At 68.3% G+C, this 19,661-nt stretch carries 20 protein-coding genes; 16 read left to right on the top strand and 4 right to left on the bottom strand.

The genetic code is table 11. From position 1 onward, the window contains the following. The first annotated feature begins 16 nt into the window (after positions 1-16). From cysK to ACEQZY_RS10700, 11 genes are all read left to right on the top strand, one after another. Positions 17-997, top strand: a complete 981-nt coding sequence (gene cysK / locus ACEQZY_RS10750; protein ID WP_370154200.1) for a cysteine synthase A — start codon at positions 17-19, stop codon at positions 995-997. A 19-nt stretch (positions 998-1,016) separates the two neighbouring features. Continuing rightward, positions 1,017-1,790: a ThiF family adenylyltransferase gene (locus tag ACEQZY_RS10745; RefSeq protein WP_370154197.1), complete on the top strand. Its 774-nt coding sequence runs from the start codon at positions 1,017-1,019 to the stop codon at positions 1,788-1,790. Beyond that, on the top strand, positions 1,787-2,365 hold the full coding sequence (locus tag ACEQZY_RS10740) for a PAS domain-containing protein (RefSeq protein WP_370154194.1): 579 nt from the start codon (positions 1,787-1,789) through the stop codon (positions 2,363-2,365). The genes ACEQZY_RS10745 and ACEQZY_RS10740 overlap by 4 nt, the downstream gene beginning before the upstream one ends. Then, positions 2,362-2,961, top strand: a complete 600-nt coding sequence (locus tag ACEQZY_RS10735; RefSeq protein WP_341704454.1) for a PAS domain-containing protein — start codon at positions 2,362-2,364, stop codon at positions 2,959-2,961. The genes ACEQZY_RS10740 and ACEQZY_RS10735 overlap by 4 nt, the downstream gene beginning before the upstream one ends. A 256-nt stretch (positions 2,962-3,217) precedes the next feature. Further along, positions 3,218-3,667, top strand: coding sequence for an AtpZ/AtpI family protein (locus ACEQZY_RS10730; protein ID WP_370154191.1), 450 nt, complete (start codon positions 3,218-3,220; stop codon positions 3,665-3,667). Next, positions 3,660-4,427, top strand: coding sequence for a F0F1 ATP synthase subunit A (locus tag ACEQZY_RS10725; protein WP_341704456.1), 768 nt, complete (start codon positions 3,660-3,662; stop codon positions 4,425-4,427). The genes ACEQZY_RS10730 and ACEQZY_RS10725 overlap by 8 nt, the downstream gene beginning before the upstream one ends. 62 nt (positions 4,428-4,489) lie before the next feature. Further along, entirely contained in the window at positions 4,490-4,714 is a 225-nt protein-coding gene (locus ACEQZY_RS10720) for a F0F1 ATP synthase subunit C (RefSeq protein ID WP_144068315.1), read from the top strand. A gap of 5 nt (positions 4,715-4,719) precedes the next feature. Continuing rightward, the gene (locus ACEQZY_RS10715) at positions 4,720-5,208 is read left to right on the top strand and encodes a F0F1 ATP synthase subunit B' (protein WP_341704457.1); all 489 of its coding nucleotides are present in this window, start codon (positions 4,720-4,722) and stop codon (positions 5,206-5,208) included. Positions 5,209-5,225: 17 nt separating this feature from the next. Next, positions 5,226-5,711: a F0F1 ATP synthase subunit B gene (locus ACEQZY_RS10710; RefSeq protein ID WP_341704458.1), complete on the top strand. Its 486-nt coding sequence runs from the start codon at positions 5,226-5,228 to the stop codon at positions 5,709-5,711. 166 nt (positions 5,712-5,877) lie between these two features. After that, positions 5,878-8,016 carry a mechanosensitive ion channel family protein gene (locus tag ACEQZY_RS10705; RefSeq protein WP_370154186.1) on the top strand — a complete coding sequence of 713 codons (2,139 nt, stop codon included), beginning with the start codon at positions 5,878-5,880 and terminating at the stop codon, positions 8,014-8,016. Between the two features lie 165 nt (positions 8,017-8,181). Continuing rightward, positions 8,182-9,051, top strand: coding sequence for a RimK family alpha-L-glutamate ligase (locus ACEQZY_RS10700; protein WP_370154183.1), 870 nt, complete (start codon positions 8,182-8,184; stop codon positions 9,049-9,051). 15 nt (positions 9,052-9,066) lie between these two features. On the opposite strand, the gene ACEQZY_RS10695 is transcribed toward ACEQZY_RS10700, so the two are convergent. Beyond that, positions 9,067-10,017: a methyltransferase domain-containing protein gene (locus ACEQZY_RS10695; RefSeq protein WP_341704865.1), complete on the bottom strand. Its 951-nt coding sequence runs from the start codon at positions 10,015-10,017 to the stop codon at positions 9,067-9,069. Positions 10,018-10,234: 217 nt separating this feature from the next. Further along, the gene (locus ACEQZY_RS10690; protein ID WP_341704864.1) at positions 10,235-10,987 is read right to left on the bottom strand and encodes a DEAD/DEAH box helicase; all 753 of its coding nucleotides are present in this window, start codon (positions 10,985-10,987) and stop codon (positions 10,235-10,237) included. A 683-nt stretch (positions 10,988-11,670) separates the two neighbouring features. Here ACEQZY_RS10690 and rpmI point away from each other — a divergent pair. The 5 genes from rpmI (at position 11,671) to ACEQZY_RS10665 (ending at position 17,626) form a co-directional block, all read left to right on the top strand. Continuing rightward, the gene (gene rpmI, locus ACEQZY_RS10685) at positions 11,671-11,871 is read left to right on the top strand and encodes a 50S ribosomal protein L35 (RefSeq protein WP_330892868.1); all 201 of its coding nucleotides are present in this window, start codon (positions 11,671-11,673) and stop codon (positions 11,869-11,871) included. A 21-nt stretch (positions 11,872-11,892) separates the two neighbouring features. Continuing rightward, complete coding sequence (rplT, locus tag ACEQZY_RS10680) at positions 11,893-12,261, top strand: 50S ribosomal protein L20 (RefSeq protein WP_341704863.1); 369 nt, start codon at positions 11,893-11,895, stop codon at positions 12,259-12,261. A 130-nt stretch (positions 12,262-12,391) separates the two neighbouring features. Beyond that, positions 12,392-13,477, top strand: coding sequence for a phenylalanine--tRNA ligase subunit alpha (pheS, locus tag ACEQZY_RS10675; protein ID WP_341704862.1), 1,086 nt, complete (start codon positions 12,392-12,394; stop codon positions 13,475-13,477). Then, complete coding sequence (gene pheT, locus ACEQZY_RS10670; protein ID WP_370154177.1) at positions 13,474-15,888, top strand: phenylalanine--tRNA ligase subunit beta; 2,415 nt, start codon at positions 13,474-13,476, stop codon at positions 15,886-15,888. Before pheS ends, pheT begins: the two co-directional genes overlap by 4 nt. 22 nt (positions 15,889-15,910) lie before the next feature. After that, positions 15,911-17,626, top strand: coding sequence for a carbamoyltransferase C-terminal domain-containing protein (locus ACEQZY_RS10665; protein WP_370154174.1), 1,716 nt, complete (start codon positions 15,911-15,913; stop codon positions 17,624-17,626). On the opposite strand, the gene galE is transcribed toward ACEQZY_RS10665, so the two are convergent. Together galE and ACEQZY_RS10655 are read right to left on the bottom strand one after the other, a co-directional pair. Next, a complete protein-coding gene (gene galE, locus ACEQZY_RS10660; protein ID WP_370154171.1) occupies positions 17,623-18,609 on the bottom strand; it encodes a UDP-glucose 4-epimerase GalE in 987 nt (328 codons plus the stop codon). The genes ACEQZY_RS10665 and galE overlap by 4 nt on opposite strands. Positions 18,610-18,622: 13 nt before the next feature. After that, on the bottom strand, positions 18,623-19,576 hold the full coding sequence (locus ACEQZY_RS10655; RefSeq protein WP_370154168.1) for a glycosyltransferase family 2 protein: 954 nt from the start codon (positions 19,574-19,576) through the stop codon (positions 18,623-18,625). Between the last annotated feature and the right edge of the window lie 85 nt (positions 19,577-19,661).

Here is a 19,661-nt window from a genome sequence, read left to right as displayed (position 1 = left end):
GCAGCGGGAGGAACCCATGACCGAGGCCAAACCGAACACCATTCGTCCCGTCAATCCGCCGCGCGGCCGGGTCTACGACTCGATCGTCGACACCATCGGGGCGACGCCGCTGGTGCGGGTGAAGCGGCTGGCCGCCGAGGCCGGCGCGAAGGCCGACCTGCTGGCCAAGCTGGAATTCTTCAACCCGCTGTCGTCGGTGAAGGACCGCATCGGCATTGCCATGATCGAGGCGATGGAGCAGAGCGGCCGGCTGAAGCCCGGTGCCACCATCGTCGAGCCGACCTCGGGCAATACCGGCATCGCGCTGGCTTTCGTCGCCGCCGCGAAAGGCTACCGGCTGATCCTGGTGATGCCGGAGAGCATGTCGCTGGAGCGGCGCAAGATGCTGAAGTTCCTCGGCGCCGAGCTCGACCTCACCCCGGCGCCGCTGGGCATGAAGGGCGCGCTGGCCCGTGCCGACGAGCTGCTGAAGGAAATCCCCGGCGCGGTGATGCCGCAGCAGTTCGAGAATCCGGCCAATCCCGACATCCACCGCCGCACCAGCGCCGAAGAGATCTGGACCGATACCGGCGGCAAGGTCGATGTGGTGATTTCCGGCGTCGGCACCGGTGGCACGCTGACCGGCATCGGCAGCGTGCTGAAGCAGCGCAAGCCGTCGCTGCGCATGGTTGCGGTCGAGCCGGAGGACAGCCCGGTGATCTCCGGCGGCAAGCCGGGCCCGCACAAGATCCAGGGCATCGGCGCCGGCTTCATCCCCGGCAACCTCGAAACCGGCCTGATCGACGAAGTGATCACCATCGGCAACGAGACCGCCTTCGAGACCTCGCGCCGGCTGGCGCGGCTGGAAGGCATCCCGGCCGGCATCTCGTCGGGTGCGGCGATGGCCGCCGCGCTGGAGGTGGCCGGGCGCAAGGACATGGCCGGCAAGACCGTCGTCGTCATCATCCCGAGCTTCGCCGAACGTTACCTGTCGACGGCCCTGTTCGACGGGCTGTGACATCTGCTAGCGTCCGGTCATGACGCAGTTCACCGCGGACGAGCTTGAGCGGTATGCCCGGCATATCATCCTGCCGGAGATCGGCGGCGCCGGTCAGCAGGCGCTGAAGCGCGCGCGCGTGCTGGTGATCGGTGCCGGGGGCCTGGGCTCGCCGCTGCTGCTGTATCTGGCCGCCGCCGGCATCGGCACCATCGGCATCGCCGACGATGACACGGTCGGCCTGTCCAACCTGCAGCGGCAGGTGGCACATGCCTCCGACCGGGTCGGCCAGCGCAAGACCGAGAGTGCCGCCGTCGCCATCGCGCAGCTCAACCCGCATGTGCGGGTGGTCGAGCACAGCCTGCGGCTGACGGCGGAGAATGCGGACGGGATCATCGGCGCCTATGATGTGATCGCCGATGGCAGCGACAATTTCGACACCCGCTTCCTGGTCAACGACACCTGCTTCCGCCTCGGCAAAACGCTGGTGACGGCGGCGATCCTGCGTTTCGACGGCCAGCTGTCGACCTTCAAGGCGCATCTGGGCGATCCGCATCCCTGCTATCGCTGCGTCTTCCCCGAGGCGCCGCCGCCGGGCAGCATCCCGGCCTGTTCGGAAGCCGGCGTGCTCGGTGCGCTGGGTGGCGTGATGGGCAGCCTGCAGGCGCTGGAGATCGTCAAGGAGATCGCCGGGGTGGGCGACAGCCTGTCCGGGCGGCTCATGCTGTATGATGCATTGCGCGGCGATTTCCGCACCGTGCGGCTGCGGCGCGATCCGCATTGCCGCACCTGCGGCAGCCGGGCCGCCGCTTGAGCAGCACGGCCGCAGGTCCGGCCGGCCGCGACCGGGTGGTCGAGCGTTGCGATGCCTGGCCAGCCCTGCCCGATCCGCGCCTGCTGGTTTTCCTGCGCCACTGGGCCGAGCGGCGGCAGGGCCTGACCATGCCGCGGCGGGCGATCGATCCGCTGGCACTGCGCTCCTGCCTGCCGCATGTCTGGCTGCACCGGTACCGGGAGGACAGCAGCGATTTCGTCTGCGTGCTGGCCGGCGAGCAGGTCAATGCCGCCTGGGGCGGCAATATCGCCGGCCGCCCGCTGGGCGAGATCATCCAGCCGGACCAGGCCGCACTGACCCAGGCGCGGTACCGCCAGGTGATGCAGCTGCCGGGGGTGCAGGTGGTGCGGCGCCTGATCCAGCCGGCCGATGCCGCGGCCAAGGCCACCGAGCGGGTGATCGTGCCGGTCGATGACGGCAGCGGCCGGCCCTGGGGGGTGTTCGGCATGACCCTGTACCATTTCGATCCGGTGGCCGGTGCCGACCTGCCGGTGAACCCCCATGGCGACGCCGTCCTCTATCTCTGCACCGGCCTGCCGGCGGCACCGCCATGACGGATGCGGATGCCGGCATTCCGGCCGAGGACGGCAGCGGCGAGATCGTCATGCGCGGGCAGTGGCCGGTGCTGGAGGATGAGATCTGCCGCCTGCTGCTGCACCGCTGGGCCGCCTGGCGGCAGGGCGGGCTGGTGCCGCGGCGCAGCGCCGTCGACCCGGCCGCCATCGTGCCCTGCCTGCCGCAGCTGTGGATCTTCCGGCTGGATGCCGGCCGCGGCCGGATGGTCTGCAGCCTGGCCGGCGACCGGCTCAACGAGGCCTGGGGCTTCTCGATCATCGGCAAGGACCCGGTGGGCCTGTGGGGGGCCGAGGATGGCGGCTTCATCAATGCCCGGCTGTGCCGGGTCGCGCAGATCCCGGCGCTGATTTACGGCCGCTCGGGCTTCACGCCGGCCGGCGACGTTCCGGGCAGCCGGGTCGCCCGCCGCCTGATGCTGCCGCTCTGCGACGATACCGGTGCCCCCTATGGCGCCTTCGGCGTGACCCTGCTGGATTTCGATCCCCGCCGGCACGAGCCGCAGGCGCCGCCGCCGATGATGCGGGCCTGGCGCTATCCCTGCGCCGACCTGCCGGCCACACTGCCGCCGGCCTAGGATTCCGGGCCCGGATGCGGCGGATTGTCGCAGGCCCGGGGCGGCCCGGCCGGCCTCTGCGGGAGCTGAATCCGGGGATTTTCCGCAATCGCGAATTGGCGAAGAAAACCCTGATCTTACAAGGGGGTTGATTTAGCAGTTGCGAGCGATTCGCAAATCAGGGCGCAGCGGCGGGCACCTTGACGCCCGCGGGGTGGATTTCTATGGTGCCGGCGCTTTCCGGGGGCGGTTCCCCGATTCAGCCGGAGGCTCTGCCATGGCCGAACAGGATCGACCGCCGGCACCAGGAGCCGCGCCGGGTGTGACGAAACCGGGTGTGACGCCCAGTGTGACGACCGATGTGGCAGAGGATGCGGCGCAGGGACGTGCCGCGCTCGACCGCCTGGGCACCGAACTGGCCGGGATCCGCAGCCGGCAGGCCGAAGCCGAAGGGCATACGGCCGATCCGCGCAGCGCCCGGGCGGTGGGCAAGGCCTGGTCGCTGGCCATCGAGATGGTGGCGGCGGTCGGGGTTTCGGTTTTCATCGGCTGGTGGCTCGACCGCTGGCTCGGCACCCAGCCGTGGTGCCTGCTGGGATTTATTTTGCTGGGGATCGCTGCGGCCATGTGGTCGGCGATCCGCACGGGACTGAGGATGCAGGCGCAGCAGCTGGCCGACGAGGCCCGCGATGCCGCCGCGAAGAAAGAAGGGGTTGAACGTGGCTGAGGCTCAACACAGTCCGCTCGAACAGTTCCAGGTCAAGTGCCTCGCCCTGTGCGGCGAGGGCGGCCAGATGCAGGCCTTCTCGTTCACCAATTCGTCGCTGTTCATGGTGCTGGCGGTGGCCGCCGCCACCCTGCTGATGGTCTACGGCATGCGCCAGCGCGCGCTGGTGCCGGGCCGGCTGCAGTCGATGGCCGAGCTGTCCTACGAATTCGTCGCCAACATGGTGCGCGAGAATGTCGGCCCCAACGGCCGCCAGTATTTCCCGTTCATCTTCTCGCTGTTCATGTTCATCCTGTTCTGCAACATGCTGGGCATGATCCCGTACAGCTTCACGGTGACCAGCCACATCATCGTCACCTTCGCGCTGGCGATCGTGGTCTTCCTCGGCGTCACCCTGATCGCCATCGCCCGCAACGGCATCCACTTCTTCACCCATTTCATGCCGGCCGGCGTGCCGATGTGGCTGGCCCCGGTGATCGTGCCGATCGAGATCATCTCGTATCTGTCGCGCCCGATCAGCCTCAGCCTCCGCCTTGGCGCCAACATGCTGGCGGGCCACACCACCATGAAGGTGTTTGCCGGCTTCGTCGTCTCGATGGTCGGCATGGGCGGCGCCCTGTCGGCCAGCGGCCTGCTGCCGCTGATCATGGTGACCGCGCTGACCGCGCTGGAATTCCTGATCGCCTTCCTGCAGGCCTATGTGTTCGCCATCCTGACCTGCCTCTACCTGGCCGAGGCGGTCAACATGGAGCATCACTGAGTTTCCGAGTTTTCCGTATCAACCTGTTCTGACCGAACCAACCCAAGAGAAGGATGAGTATCATGGATCTTGCTTCCGCTAAGATGATCGGCGCCGGTATCGCTGCTATCGGCATGGGCGGCGCGGCGATCGGCGTCGGCCTGATCTTCGCGAACTTCCTCAACGGCGCGCTGCGCAACCCGGGCGCCGCCCCGAAGCTGTTCGGCAACCTGATGCTGGGCTTCGCGGTGACCGAGGCGCTCGGCATCTTCGCGCTGCTGATCGCCCTGCTGATCCTGTTCGTCTGAGCTAGATGCCTCAGCTCGAAACAGCAACCTTCCTGCCCCAGCTCGTCTGGCTGGCGATCACCTTTGTCGTCCTCTATCTGCTGATGGCGAAGGTGGCCCTGCCGCGCGTGGCTGGCGTGCTCGACGAGCGCAAGAAGCGTCTCGAGCACGATCTGGAGGAGGCTGCCCGGCTGAAGCGCGAGACCGAGAAGGCCATTGCCGAATACGAACAGGCACTGGCCGCGGCCCGCACGAAGGCGCAGACGATCGCCGGCGATGCGAGGGCGAAGATGGCAGCCGATGCGGCTGCTGTCCGCGCCCGCAGCGAGGCCGGGATCGCCGAGCAGACCAAGGCTGCCGAAGCCCGCATCCTTGCGGCCAAGCAGCAGGCGCTCGGCGCGCTCAAGGCGGTGGCGGTCGACACGGCTTCCGACGTGGTGGCCAAGCTCGGCGGCGCGGCCCCGGCGGCAGGTGCCGTCGAGGCGGCGGTGACCGGCGCGATGGCCCGGAACTGAGGATCGGAGGTATCACGATGCTGCACGATCCGACATTCTGGGTTCTGGTTGCCTTCATCGCCTTCTTCGCGGTGGTCTTTTACCTGAAGGTGCCGGGCAAGCTCGGCGCCCAGCTCGACGAGCGCGCGGCGAAGATCCGGCGGGAACTGGACGAGGCGGAGACGCTGCACCGCGAGGCGCAGCACCTGTTCGCCGAATACCAGCGCAAGCAGCGCAACGCCCTGCGCGAAGCCGAGGAGATCGTCGCGGCCGCCGAGGCCGAGGCGAAGATCCTGGCCCGGCAGGCCGAGGAAGAGCTGCGCACCAGTCTGGAGCGGCGCCGCAAGCAGGCCGAGGACAAGATCGCCCAGGCCGAAAAGCAGGCGCTGCAGGAAGTGCGCGACACCGCGGTCGAGGTGGCCATTGCCGCCGCCGGCCAGGTGCTGGCCCAGCAGCTGCAGGGCCAGGCTGCCGCCGCGCAGATCGAACGCGCCATCGGCGACGTCAAGGCCCGTCTGAACTGACGCCATCCGCATGACCATTCCGGAAGGGCCGCAGCGATGCGGCCCTTCTGCTTTTGGCCGTTCTGGACCTTCGCCCAAGGCCCTCGCTATACTGGCCGCGGGTGAAAAACGGATACCGATGAACGCCACGCCGCCGATGCGCCAGCGCTGCCGAAACCATGCTCCGATGAGCGGGCCGGTTCCGGCAGTTGTCGCGGCCATCGCCACCACCATCGCTGCCGCCGTCGGCACCAGCGCGAGCGCCGGCACCAGTGCCGCCGCACAGCAATCCGATCCCCAGGGGCTGGCCGCGGCGGCCATCGGTCCCGATCTGCAGCAGTCGGAAGCCATGCTTGCCAGGATCTGGCAGGCTTTCGAAACCGGCCTCGGCCTCGGACTGCAGAGCCTGCCGCGTCTTGGCGAGCTCCCGCAGCAATTCGCTGCCCGCTGGCGCGAGGAGGCCGGTGGCACCGGCCTTGCCGATTATCTCTTCAGCCTTGTCGTCGTCCTTGCCGTGGCGGCCGCGATCGGCTGGGCTGCGCGGTGGCTCACGGCCCGTCTCCTGCAGCGGCGCGCGGCGCGCCATCCGGCCACCGCCGCGGCGGACGATCTGCTGGCACGCTTCGGCATCTGCCTGCGCCGCGCCGGCGCCGACCTTGCCGGCCTCGTCGTCTTCGCCGTGGCCGCCGTGCAGATCGGCCGCGTCAGCCTGCCGGGCAACGAGTTCATGCTGCTGGCCGGCCGCGACATGCTGCGCGGCATCCTGGTGACGATGCTGTTCGTGGTCGTGGCCCGCTTCCTGCTGTCGCCCTCCCGCTCGGTGTCCGGCGCCGGCCGCGCGCCGCTGCTGCCGATCCCCCGGCCCGGCTGGCATTTCGCCATGTGGATGGCCTATGGCGTGCTCGGCATGCTGAACGGCACCGTGGTGCTGCTCGCCACCCGCGCCGGTGCCGATCCGCAGGTGATCGAGGGCTGGTTCCTGCTGATGGTGGTGGTGCTGACCGTGCAGAAAGTGTGGTGGTTCTGGGCCGGCCGGCACGATATCGCCGCGGCGCTGGGACGGGACGCGGCCGCCGGCTGGTGGCGCCGCACCATGGCCCGCGGCCTGCCATGGCTGCTGATCGTCATCGCCCTGGCGATTGCCTTCGCCGCTTTCATGGCGGCGTCACAGCCGGAGGCGGTTTCCTGGGGTGCGGCGGCCGGCACCACGCAATTGCTGGTGATCCTGCTGCCGATTGCCGCTCTCGGCTGCGATGCGATCATCGGCGCCTGCATCGACCGTCGCCAGGCGGCCGCCACGCCGGCGCCGATCCGGGTGGCGCTCGCCGTCGTTGCCCGCCAGGTGGCAACCGGCATCGTCTGGGTGGCAGGCCTGTTCGTGCTCGGCCGGCTATGGCGCTTCCTGCTGCAGGATATGGGACTGGCCGATGGTTCCGGCGTGCTGCCGCAGGTGGTGGCGGCAGGCATCACCGGCTGGGTGATCTGGAGTTTCCTGCGCGCCTATTTCGAGGCCCATATGCCCAGGCAGGGCAGCGGTCTGCCCGGTGCCGTTGCCGAAGACGAGGATGGCGAACGCAAGGTGCTTGGCCGCGTCGCCTCGGTACTGCCGGTGATCCGCGATCTCGCCTTCGGCGCGGTCATCGTGATCACCGTGCTGGTGGTGCTGGCCGCCATGGGCGTCGATATCGCACCGCTGCTGGCCGGCTTCGGCGTGATCGGCCTCGCCATTTCCTTCGGCTCGCAGGCACTGGTGAAGGATATCGTGTCGGGCTTTTTCTTCATGACCGACGACGCCTTCCGCGTCGGCGAGTATATCGACACCGGCCGGCTGAAGGGCACGGTGGAGAAGATCTCGCTGCGCTCGGTGCGCCTGCGTCACCAGAGCGGCCAGGTCCACACCATTCCCTTCGGCACCCTGCAGGCGATCACCAATTTCTCGCGCGACTGGGCGACGATCAAGTTCGCCATCCGCCTCGACCGCGAGGTCGATTTCGAGAAGGTGCGCAAGATCATCAAGAAGGTTGGCCAGCAGATGCTGGAACAGCCCGAATTCGCGCAGGAATTCATCATGCCGCTGAAGCTGCAGGGCATGCAGGAGGTGACCGAGACGGCGATGATCGTGCGCTGCAAGTTCACCTGCCGCCCGGTGAAGCCGAGCTATCTGCAGCGCGAGGCGCTGAAACGCATCTATGCGGCCCTGCGCGAGGCCGGCATCCCGCTGGCATCCAATGCGGTGACGGTGCGCTCGAACCTGCCGGGCGGCGAAGCCGACGCGGCTGCGGCCGGCACCCTGCCGGCACAGGGCGGAACGCCCCCGGGGCAGTAGCGCAGGCCGCCATTGCGGCGGTGCGGATGACATGCCCGACTCCGCACGGCAGACAGCGAAAAGAGCCGCAGTCACCTGCGGTTCTTTGTGCCACCGATGATGACCGGGCAATGGTGACAGTTCCGAAGTTATCTTCGTGACACATATCTCCGGTAGGATTCCGCGATGCGAATCGGTATTGCCACCTGCAGGGCTTATCCGGCCCTCTACCCCTCGGACACACTTTATGCCGCCGCCCTGGAACGGCTGGGCTGCTCGGTAGATGTGCTGGAGTGGAACGCAGCACAACTTGATGCCTTCGGCCGCTGCGACGCCATCGTCATCAGAGCGACATGGGACTACCAGGACGACATGTCCGGCTTCGACCACTGGCTCGATCAGCTGGAGACACTCCGGTGGCCTGTTTTCAACACGCCGGCGCTGATGCGCTGGAACAACGACAAGCGTTGTCTGCTCGACCTGGCGCGGAAGGGTGTTGCCATCCCTGCAACCATACCGCTGGTTGGCCCGGATTCGCTGGACGAAGCAATCAGGCGCATCGATGGCGATCATATCGTTCTGAAGCCCTGCTGGGGCGGCGGCGGAATCGGTGTCGATCTGGCACCCCGCGAGGCGGCGGCGGCCGTGCTGGACCGGCTGACTGTGGCAACAGGGGCCCGTGCATTCATGGTGCAGGAATACCTGCCCGAGATCGCCGACGGAGAATTGTCATTTGTGTTCGTTGCCGGTCGGCACGCCCACACCGTCCTGAAGCGTCCCGCTGCCGGTGAATTCCGGGTCAACGGCCGCTACAGCCCGCCGCCTCCGGTTCCCTACCGGGCGGCTGACCGGCTTGTCGCTGACGCGACCGCCGCGCTGGCGGCTGTCGGGAGCGAAACTCTGTATGCCCGGATCGACGGGGTTGTGCGCAACGACAGGCTGATCTGCACCGAGATCGAACTGACCGAGCCGACGCTGTATATGGATGTGGTGCCGGAAACGGCGCCCCTGTTCGCCGAAGCGACCCTGCGGATGCTGGCAGCGGCTTCCGCATAGTTGTGGAGCGGCCGCTCAGTCCACCACGCGGCAGTAGATGCGGTAGAGGCGGACGATATTGGCGTCCATGGCGCTGATGCGGATCGCCCAGTGCTCGCCTTCCGAGATCACCCAGTCGCGCTCGTTTTCGTTGATGTTCTTGCCGAGCAGCTTGAGGTCGCGGTCGTAGCCCGAGAAGGCATCGATCACGGCGCTTTTCACCTCGTGGCTGACATCCTCGATGTAGCAGATGACGAAATTCAGGCTTTCCAGCTCGGCCTGCAGGCCTTCCGGGGTCAGCAGATGCGGCTTGACCGGCTCGCGCTCCCACCAGACCTCGTAGATGCGGCTGTCGGTCGGGCCGGTCAGCAGGAAATCGGTCAGCATCAGCTGGCCGCCCGGCTTCATGGCAGCGCGGATCTTGGCCAGCAGCAGGCGCTTGTCCTGCACGCTCATCAGCCCTTCCTTGGACAGGAAGACGTCGATGCTCTTGCGCTTGAACTTGAGGTCGTCGAGCGGCTGGTTCTTCAGGTTGGTGCGCTGGCGCAGGCCCTGGCTGCGGGCCAGCTCGCCGGCGGCGGTGAACAGGTCCGGATCGGGCTCGTAGGCGTCGATCCACAGGCCGTCGCGGGCCAGCATGCGGCTCATGCCGCCCATGCCGCTGCCCAGTTCGGTGATCGACATGTTGGGATTGAGACCCAGCGGCTGGGTCAGGGTCTTCATCAGCTCCTCGCCGCCGGGCTGGTTGAAGCCCTCGCCGAACAGCCGCTGCACGATCTGCTGGCGGCGCGGGGTCCAGCGCTCGATGGTCGGGGTCTCGACCGGCACGGCCGGTTCGCCGCCGGCCTCCGGCGCCACCGCCTCCGGCATCTCGTCGGGCAGCATGTGGCGCATGGCATAGTCGTCGCCATGCCACCAGGCACGCAGCTTCTCGCGCCACGTGATCTCGCCGTCCTGCTCGGGATTCTCCTTCGCCACCACAGTCATACCTGCCGCCTGAATCAGTCAGCCGTATCAGCGGACGGTTGATTTTCCGTTGCCCGCTGCGCCGGGGCCCGGCCCCGCGCGCTCCTCCTGTGGATAAATCTGACCCAGGGGCCGGCAATAGGCAAGCGCCCGCGATGGCTCGCGGGCGCCTAAGGCATTGATTTCCGGTAATCTCCCGCTGGTTGCGGGCCGCGTTTCCGCGGGATCGGCCGCCGTGTCAGCGGCGGCCGGCGCTGCGTTCGGGCAGCAGGTCGCGCACCCGGCGGCGGGCTTCCGAATCCCGGATGCGGGCCGACTGCGCGGTGATGATCAGCCGCGGGGCCGGCGGATTGGCCAGCACGGTGACCGGATCGGTCAGCAGGCTGTCGGCCAGCTGCTTGATCTCGGCCGGCAGGGTGGTGGCGAAGACGATGGTCTGGCGCTCGGTCGGGGCGGCCTCGAAAATGGCGCGCAGCTCGTTGGTGACGCCGAGTTCCAGCATGCGGTCGGTCTCGTCCATCACCATGATCTCGAGCTTGTTCAGCTCCAGCTGGCCGGCATTGATCAGCTCGACCACGCGGCCCGGGGTGCCGATCAGGATGTCGATGCCGCGGCTCAGCGCCTGTGCCTGCGCGGCCTTGCCCGGGCCCTCGTAGACGGTGGCCTGGCTGAGGCGCACAAAGCGGCCATAGGCGCGGAAACTCTCGTGGATATGCTGCACACGCTCGCGCGAGGTGGTCAGCACCAGGGCGCGGGCCTTGCGGGCGCCGGCCGGATGCCGGTCGATCGACAGGTGCTGCAGGATCGGCAGGGTGAAGGCGACGGTCTTGCCGGCGCCGGCATCGGCCTGGCCCAGCAGGTCGCGGCCCTGCAGCAGGTGCGGGATGGCTTTGGCCTGGATCGGGGTCGGCTCGACGTGCTTTTCGGCCGTGAGCGCCCGCTGGATGGGTTCAACGAGATCGAGCTGCGAGAATTGGACGGTGTTCAACATCAGTCTGCAATCAGTTGCAATCTTGGTTCATGCGGTACGATCCGCCGGATGACGACTTCGCCCTGCCCGGCCGCGCCGGGGCGCGGCGGCTGACAGAACGGCTGTCACGGAAGCCAGGGGGACCGGAGCTGTAGCGCGGCGGTGTCCGGCGGGGGACCGCGAACCCGCGTGATACTAGCGACGGTTCCTGGTTTTGCAAGCGCGAAACCTCATGGTGCGACAATCACGTATGGCGGGTGGGGATAACCCTGGCAGGGGCAGTCACCCGGGTATCTAACTTGGGGTTAATTTTCTGATTTTCAAGATTATTTTCTGAAAAAACGGGATTCACGGAATGGTCCCGTTCCGGTCGGCTGGCGATGCCTGCCACCCGGATTTCCGGCCTCTGAAACCTGGGCGTGCAGGCGACTCGGCCTGTCTGGAGGGGGCGCATACATATGTATTCTATCCTCTGGCGACATGGCGGCCGGGCGGCCCGACCCCGGCCCGGTCCAGGCCCGGACCCGGCCGGGGCCGGCGGAAGCGGCGGGAAAAGCCGGAATCATCCCGGTCCGCGGCCCGCCGGGCGGGCTTGCAAAGGCAGGGCTCTGCCGCTACAAACGCGCCCCTGTATCGGGCGTTCCGGCCGGAAGGGCTGCCGAGTTCGCCTTGAAGATCACTCCATACCTTTCGGAGGTTATGAAATGCCCAAGCTGAAGACCAAGAGCGCTGCGAAAAAGCGCTTCAAACTCACCGCCACTGGCAAGGTGAAGCGCGCCCATGCGGGCAAGCGTCACGGCATGATCAAGCGCACCAACAAGCAGATCCGGAACCATCGCGGCACCGCGATCGTGTTCGAGGGCGATGCGCGCAAGATCATCAAGAACTACCTGCCGAACGCCTGAGCCTGAAGGAGCCCAATCACCATGGCACGTGTCAAACGGGGCGTTACCGCCCATGCCCGCCACAAGAAGGTCCTGAAGCTCGCCAAGGGCTATCGTGGCCGCAATTCCACCGTCTACCGCGTCGCGATCGAGAAGGTCGAGAAGGGACTGCAGTATGCGTTCCGCGACCGTCGCGCCAAGAAGCGGAATTTCCGCGCGCTGTGGATCCAGCGCATCAACGCCGCCGCCCGCGAGCAGGGTCTGACCTATGGCCGATTTATCAACGGCCTCGCGCTCGCCGGCATCGAGGTTGACCGCAAGGTCCTCGCCGATCTCGCCGTGCATGAGCCCGAGGCCTTCAACGCCCTGGTGGCGCAGGCGAAAGCCGCCCTGCCCGCCGCGGCGGCCTGACCGGCCCTCGCTCGCCAGACCACAGCGCGACCGTTTAGCGAAGGGGGCCGTCACCCACGGCCCCCTTTTTGTTTGTCCAAGCCCTGCTGTCCATCCCCGTCGCGCTGACGCTTCAGACTGATGAGGACCCATGACCGAGATCACCACGCTGGCTGCTGAGGCCGAACAGGCAGTGGCGGGCGCGCAGAGCCTTGATGCGCTGGAAGAGGCGCGCCTCGGCGCCCTGGGCAAGAAGGGCTGGCTCAGTGCCGCGCTGAAGGAGCTGGGCAGCCTGGCGCCGGACGACCGCAAGGCGCGCGCCCAGCAGCTCAACGAGGTGAAGGAGCGGCTCGGCGCCGCCATCGAGGCGCGCCGGACGGCCCTGGCCGATGCGGCCATCGACGCACGGCTGCGGGCCGAGACGCTCGACATGACGCTGCCGCTGCACGAGAGCGCGGAAGCGCAGGGCCGCATCCATCCGGTCAGCCAGGTGATCGACGAGATCACCGAGATTTTCGCGGCGATGGGTTTCGCGATCGCCGAAGGGCCGGATATCGAGGACGACTTCCACAATTTCACCGCCCTGAACATTCCGGCCGAGCATCCGGCGCGGCAGATGCAGGACACGTTCTATCTGCCGCCGCGCGACGGCGACGGCGAGCAGATGGTCCTGCGCACCCATACCTCGCCGGTGCAGATCCGCACCATGGAAAGCGGCCCGCCGCCCTACCGCATCGTCGTGCCGGGGCGCACCTACCGCTCCGATTACGACATGACCCATACGCCGATGTTCCACCAGGTCGAGGCGCTGGTGATCGACCGCAACATCCATATGGGCCACCTGAAGGGCGCCCTGGTCGAGTTCTGCCGGGCCTTCTTCGAGACCGACAATGTGAAGATGCGGTTCCGGCCGAGCTATTTCCCCTTCACCGAGCCGTCGGCGGAAGTCGACATCAACTGCTCGCGCGAGGGCGGCGTGCTCAGGGTGGGCGAGGGCGACGACTGGCTGGAGATCCTCGGCTCCGGCATGGTGCATCCGCGCGTGCTGCGCCATTGCGGCCTCGACCCCGATGAGTGGCAGGGCTTCGCCTGGGGCATGGGCATCGATCGCATCGCCATGCTGAAATACGGCATCCCCGACCTGCGCGCCTTCTTCGATGCCGACCTGCGCTGGCTGAAGCATTACGGCTTCGTGCCGCTGGACGTGCCCACTCTGGGCCAGGGGGTGGCCCGATGAAATTCACGCTCAGCTGGCTGAAAAGCCATCTCGACACGCAGGCGCCGCTCGACGAGATCGCCGCGAAACTGACCGCCATCGGCCTCGAGGTCGAGGGCATCGCCGATCCCGCCGCCCTCTATGCGCCCTTCGTGGTCGCCGAAGTGAAGAAGGCCGAGCCGCATCCGAATGCCGACAAGCTGCGGGTCTGCGAGGTCTTCACCGGCACCGAGACCTTCCAGGTGGTCTGCGGCGCGCCGAATGCGCGGGCCGGCATGAAGGGCGTCTTCGCGCCGGTCGGTTCCACCGTGCCCGGCATCAATCTCACGCTCAAGGCCGCCAGCATCCGCGGCGTGGCGTCGAACGGCATGCTCTGCTCGGAACGCGAGATGGGCCTGACCGACGAGCATACCGGGATCATCGACCTGCCGGCCGACACCAAGGTCGGCGCGCCCTTCGCGGCGGTTGCCGGCCTCGACGATCCGGTGATCGAGATCAAGCTGACGCCCAATCGCGGCGACTGTCTCGGCGTGCGCGGCATCGCCCGCGATCTCGCCGCCGCCGGGCTGGGCACGCTGAAGCCGCTGGCGGTCACGCCGGTGCCCGGCCAGTTCGACAGCCCGATCGGCGTGCGTCGCGATTTTGCGCCATTGGACGACAGGGCCTGCGCCATTTTCGTCGGCCGCCTGGTGCGCGGCGTGAAGAACGGCCCGTCGCCGGCCTGGCTGCAGCGCCGGCTGAAGGCGATCGGCCTGCGCCCGATCTCGGTGCTGGTCGATATCACCAATTTCTTCACCTACGATCTCGGCCGGCCGCTGCATGTCTTCGATGCGGCCAAGGTGAAGGGCGACATCGTGGCCCGGCTGGCCAGGCCGGGCGAGACGCTGCTGGCGCTGGACGGCCGCGAATACACGCTGGATGCCGGCATGACGGTGATCGCCGACGAGGCCGGACCCGAGGGTATCGGCGGCATCATGGGCGGCGAGCATTCCGGCTGCACGGAGGCCACCACCGACGTCTTCATCGAATGCGCCTGGTTCGACCCGGTGCGCACGGCGACCACGGGCCGCCGGCTCGGCATCCATTCCGATGCACGCCACCGCTTCGAGCGTACCGTCGATCCCGGCTTCGTGCGCGACGGCATGGAACTGGCCACCGCCATGGTGCTGGAGCTGTGCGGCGGCGTGCCCTCGAAGGTGGTGGTTGCCGGCCAGGAACCCGACTGGCAGCGCAACCTGACCCTGCGTCCCGCGCGGCTGCAGGGCCTGGTCGGCTTCGACCTGCCGGTCGAGCGCCAGGTGGCGATCCTGAAATCGCTCGGCTTCATGGTCAGCCACAGCGGCGACAATCTCGCGGTCAGCCCGCCCTCGTGGCGGCCGGACATCGATGGCGAGGCCGATCTGGTCGAGGAAATCGCCCGCCTGCACGGCTTCGATGCGATCCCCTCGGTGCCGCTGCCGCTGGACCGCGCGGTGCCGGCGCCGGCCCTCAGCCTGCCGCAGCGCCGGCTGCGCCTGGCGCGCCGCGCGCTGGCGGCCCGCGGCCTGGTCGAGGCCGTCACCTATTCCTTCATCCGCAGGGCCGCGGCCGAGGCCTTCGGCGGCGGCCAGCCCGGCCTGCTGCTGGTCAACCCGATCTCGGCCGACATGGACGCCATGCGCCCCTCGGTGCTGCCTGGCCTGATCGCGGCGGCGAAGCGCAACATGGATCGCGGCAATGCCGACCTGGCGCTGTTCGAGACCGGCCCGCAATATGCCGATGCGACGCCGCAGGGCCAGGCGCTGGTCGCCAGCGGCATCCGCCGCGGCCAGAGCGGCCCGCGCCACTGGCGCGAACGGCCGCGCCCGGTCGATGCCTATGATGCCAAGGCCGACGCGCTGGCGGCGCTGGCGGCGGCGGGCGTGGCCACCGATGCGCTGCTGGTGATGGATGGCGCCCCCGCCTGGTACCATCCGGGCCGCTCGGGCACCCTCAGGCTGGGTCCGAAGACGGTGCTGGCGCAGTTCGGCGAGCTGCATCCGCGGACCCTGCAGGCGATGGACATCAAGGGCCCGCTGGTGGCCTTCGAGATCTTCCTCGACCGCATTCCGCTGCCGCGCGCCGCGAAGGGCGGCGGCGGCCGGGCGAAACCGGCGCTGAAGCTGTCCGACCTGCAGGCGGTGGAGCGCGATTTCGCCTTCATCGTCGACCAGCCGGTGGCGGCCGACACGCTGGTGAAAGCCGTGCGCGGGGCCGACAAGGCGCTGATCGCCCGGGTCTCGGTCTTCGACGTCTTCGCCGGCGCCGGCATTCCCGAGGGCCGCAAGTCGGTGGCGCTGAGCGTGCGGCTGGAGCCGCAGCAGCAGACCCTGACCGATGCCGAGATCGAGGCGGTGGCCAGGAAGATCGTTGCGGCGGCCGAAAAGGCCTGCGGCGCCACCCTGCGCGGCTGACCGGACACAGGAACCCAGACCCATGCTGATCCTCGGTATCCATTCGGGCTACCACGATGCCTGCGCGGTTTTGTTCGACGACTACCGCATGGTGGCGTCGGTGGCGCTGGAACGGCTGACCCGGCGCAAGATCGACGGCGGCCGCATCCCCTTCGAGGCGATCGCCGAATGTTTCGGCATCGCCGGCGCCGGGCCCGAGGATATCGGCGCGGTGGCCCTGTCGCGCGGCGCCTTCCCCAGCCGCTATTACCGGCATTTCCCGCTGCCGCGCCTGGTGGAAAACCGGGTGCGCGAGATGGTCGGCCTGGAAAAGCACAAGTCGATGGAACGCGAATGCGTGCGCTACGGCCGCACCGACAGCGCGACGATGTTCGACACCACCGCCTTCCTGCGCGACCTCGGCTGCCGCGGCGGCCTGCCGGTCACCTTCTACAACCATCACGCCTCGCATGCGCTGGCCACCCTGTTCCACACCGACTGGGATGACGCGCTGCTGTATACGGCCGATGGCGGCGGCGACAATGTGCAGTACAGCCACCGCATCCTCAAATACGGCCGCATCGCCACGCTCTATGGCGGCGATGACGGCCTGCTGGCGCCGGTGAAGATCGACTCGCTGGGCCTCGCCTACGGCTATGCCACCCAGGCGCTGGGTTTCCGCATCAACAAGCATGAAGGCAAGCTGACCGGCCTGGCCGCGCTGGGCGAGCCGATGCTGGCTGCGGCGCTGGCGGCGCATTTCCGCATCGACGACGACGGCCGCATCGAGAGCGATTTCGCCAGCTATCCCGAGATGCGCCGCTGGGTGTTCGGCTGGGCGGAGGGGCATCCGCGCGAGGTGGTGGCCGCCTCCGTGCAGAAGGTGCTGGAGGATTTCATCACCGAATCCGTGCGCCGCCTGCTGGCGCGCCACGAGACCCGCCGGCTCGGCCTGTCGGGCGGCGTCTTTGCCAATGTGAAGCTGAACCAGAAGCTGGCCGAGGAACTGCCGGTCGACGAGGTGTTCGTCTATCCGGCGATGAGCGACCAGGGCCTGGCGGCCGGCGGCGTGCTGCAGCATCTGCTGGTGCGCGACGGCACCGAGGCCTGGCTGAAGCAGCGCCACCGGCTCGACCATCTCTATTACGGCCGCGACTACAGCAACGACATCGACCCGGTGCTGGGCGGCGGCGGCGCGCGGCTGGTCAGCAGCGAGCCGGTGCAGGCAGCCGCCGCGCTGATCAATGCCGGCAAGGTGGTGGCGATCTACACGAAGGGCATGGAATACGGCCCGCGCGCGCTGGGCGCCCGCACCATCATGGGCGCGCCGACGAAGGCCGAGATCAACCAGACCCTGAACGAACGGCTCGACCGTTCGGAATTCATGCCGTTTGCGCCGGTGGTGCGCGACGTCGACGCCACCCGCATCTTCCGGCTGCCGCCGCAGTCGCTGTATGCCGCGCGCTTCATGACCATCACCTGCCAGGTGCAGGATGACTGGCGCGACCGCATCCCGGCCGTGGTGCATGTGGACGGCACGGCGCGGCCGCAGGTGATCCGCCGCGACGACAATCCGCTCTATTACGACATCCTGTCGGCCTATGCCGGCCTGTCGGGCATTCCGGTGCTGATCAACACCAGCTTCAACGTGCATGAAGAGCCGATCATCAACACGCCGGCGGAATGCCTGACCGCGCTGCGGCAGGGCCGTATCGACTACGTGGTCACCGAAAGCGCGGTCTGGGAATATCCGGGCTAGCCGGCGGTCTTCCGCAGCCAGGCCCAGGCATCGCCGATCTGGGTCTCCAGTGCCGCACGCTGCGGCTGCCAGCCGAGCACCGCGCGCGCCTGCGCCGCATCGGCCACCAGCACCGGCGGATCGCCGGCCCGTCGTGCGGCCTCCTGCACCGGAATGGCGCGGCCGGTGACATGCCGGGCCGCATCGATCACCTGCCGCACCGAAAACCCACTGCCATTGCCCAGATTGAGACGGGCGCTGTCGCCGCCGCCCAGCAGATGGCGCAGCGCCAGAACATGGGCCGCGGCCAGGTCGCTGACATGCACGTAATCGCGGATGCAGGTGCCGTCGGGGGTCGGATAATCGGTGCCGTAGACGGCGATCTGCGGGCGCTGTCCCGCCGCGGCCTGCAGCACCAGCGGGATCAGATGTGTCTCCGGGTCATGCCGCTCGCCCAGCTCGCCATCCGGATCGGCGCCGGCGGCGTTGAAATAACGCAGGGCCACGAAACGCGAGCCATGGGCATAGGCGAAATCCGCCAGCATGCGCTCGGCCGCCAGCTTGGTGGCGCCATAGGGATTGACCGGCAGCAGCGGGTGGCTTTCCGCCAGCGTCGCGCTCTGCGGCAGGCCGTAGACGGCCGCCGTGCTGGAGAACACGCAGATCCCGATGCCGGCCTCGCGCAGGGCCTGCAGCAGCGACAGGGTGCCACCGACATTCACCGCGTAGAAGGCGCCGGGATCGCGCATCGATTCACCGGCCTCGATGCGGGCGGCGAAATGCAGGGCCGCCATCGGGCGATGCTGCGCCAGCACGGCGGCGAGGCGGCCTCCGTCGCGGATGTCGCCGCGTTCCAGCGGGCCCCAGCGCACGGCATCTTCGTGGCCGGCGGACAGGTCGTCGTAGACCACCGGGCGGAAGCCGGCCGCGGCCAGCGCCTTGCAGACATGGCTGCCGACGAAGCCGGCGCCGCCGGCCACCAGGATGGCGGGCCCGTCACTCATGTTGGCCTGTCGCTCACGCTGCCTGCCCCGTTTCCAGGCAGCGCGGATAGGGATGGAAGCCGTCAAGCTGGCTGGGCACGCCGAAATCCTTCAGGCCCTCGGCGATCAGCCGGCCATCGTCGGCCGGCAGCGGCAGCCGCGCCCGCAGCCAGCGCAGCCAGCTGCCGGCCAGCGGGGCATCATTGGGAAAGCGGCGGCGGAACTTCAGCGCCCGGCCAGTGGCGCGCCGCGCCGCCAGCCTGCGCTGGTCCGGCGTGAGGTCCGGCCGTTCGCGCAGGGTTTCCAGCAGCAGCAGGTTGATGTCGTGCAGGGTGCGCGCCGGCGCATCCGACAGCCGGCCCGGCGCCACTTTCGGCATCAGGGCGATCGGTCCCGGCACATAGGCGACCGGGCCCAGCGGTGCCAGCTTCAGCTGCAGCGAATAATCCTGCGGAATGATGTGCTCCTTGCAGCCGCCGACCTGGCGATACAGGTCCGCCGGCACCATCATGTAGCTGGGGCTGACGAAGGAATTGCGGATCAGCATGGTCATCGCATCGGCAATGACGCGGGAGACGGGCGGGGCCGGCAGTTCCGGCATCACCACCGGCTGTCCGAGTTCGTAGCTGCCGCCATCGCCATAGGCCAGCACCGCCTTGTGTGTCTGCAGGGCCTCCAGCAGCCACAGGCTGCTGTCGGGCACCAGGATATCGTCGGCATCCACCGATTTCAGATAGGGCAGGCGGGCGGCGGCGGCGGCGGCGTTCAGCGCCGCGCTGGGCCCCCTGTTGGCCTGGCGGATCAGCGTGACGTTGCCCCAGCCGGCGGTCAGCTTTTCCACCAGCTCCGGCGAGCCGTCGGTCGAGCCGTCATCGACGAAGATGAATTCGCGTGCGAAATCGCCGCGCTGGGCGGCCAGCCCGGCCACCACGCCTTCCAGATAGGGCGCCTTGTTGTAGACGGTCAGCAGATAGGAAATGCCGGACATGCCTGTATCCCGGAGACGTGCGAAATGCGGACGGCGGGAGCATAGACGGGCGGCCCGGCAGGCGCAATTTCCGGTGCCGGGCGGT

Source organism: Ferrovibrio sp., from assembly GCF_964218355.1.
Lineage (GTDB): Bacteria > Pseudomonadota > Alphaproteobacteria > Ferrovibrionales > Ferrovibrionaceae > Ferrovibrio.
Note: the sequence above shows the minus strand (reverse complement) of the source record. Positions and strands in the feature narration are given on the sequence as shown.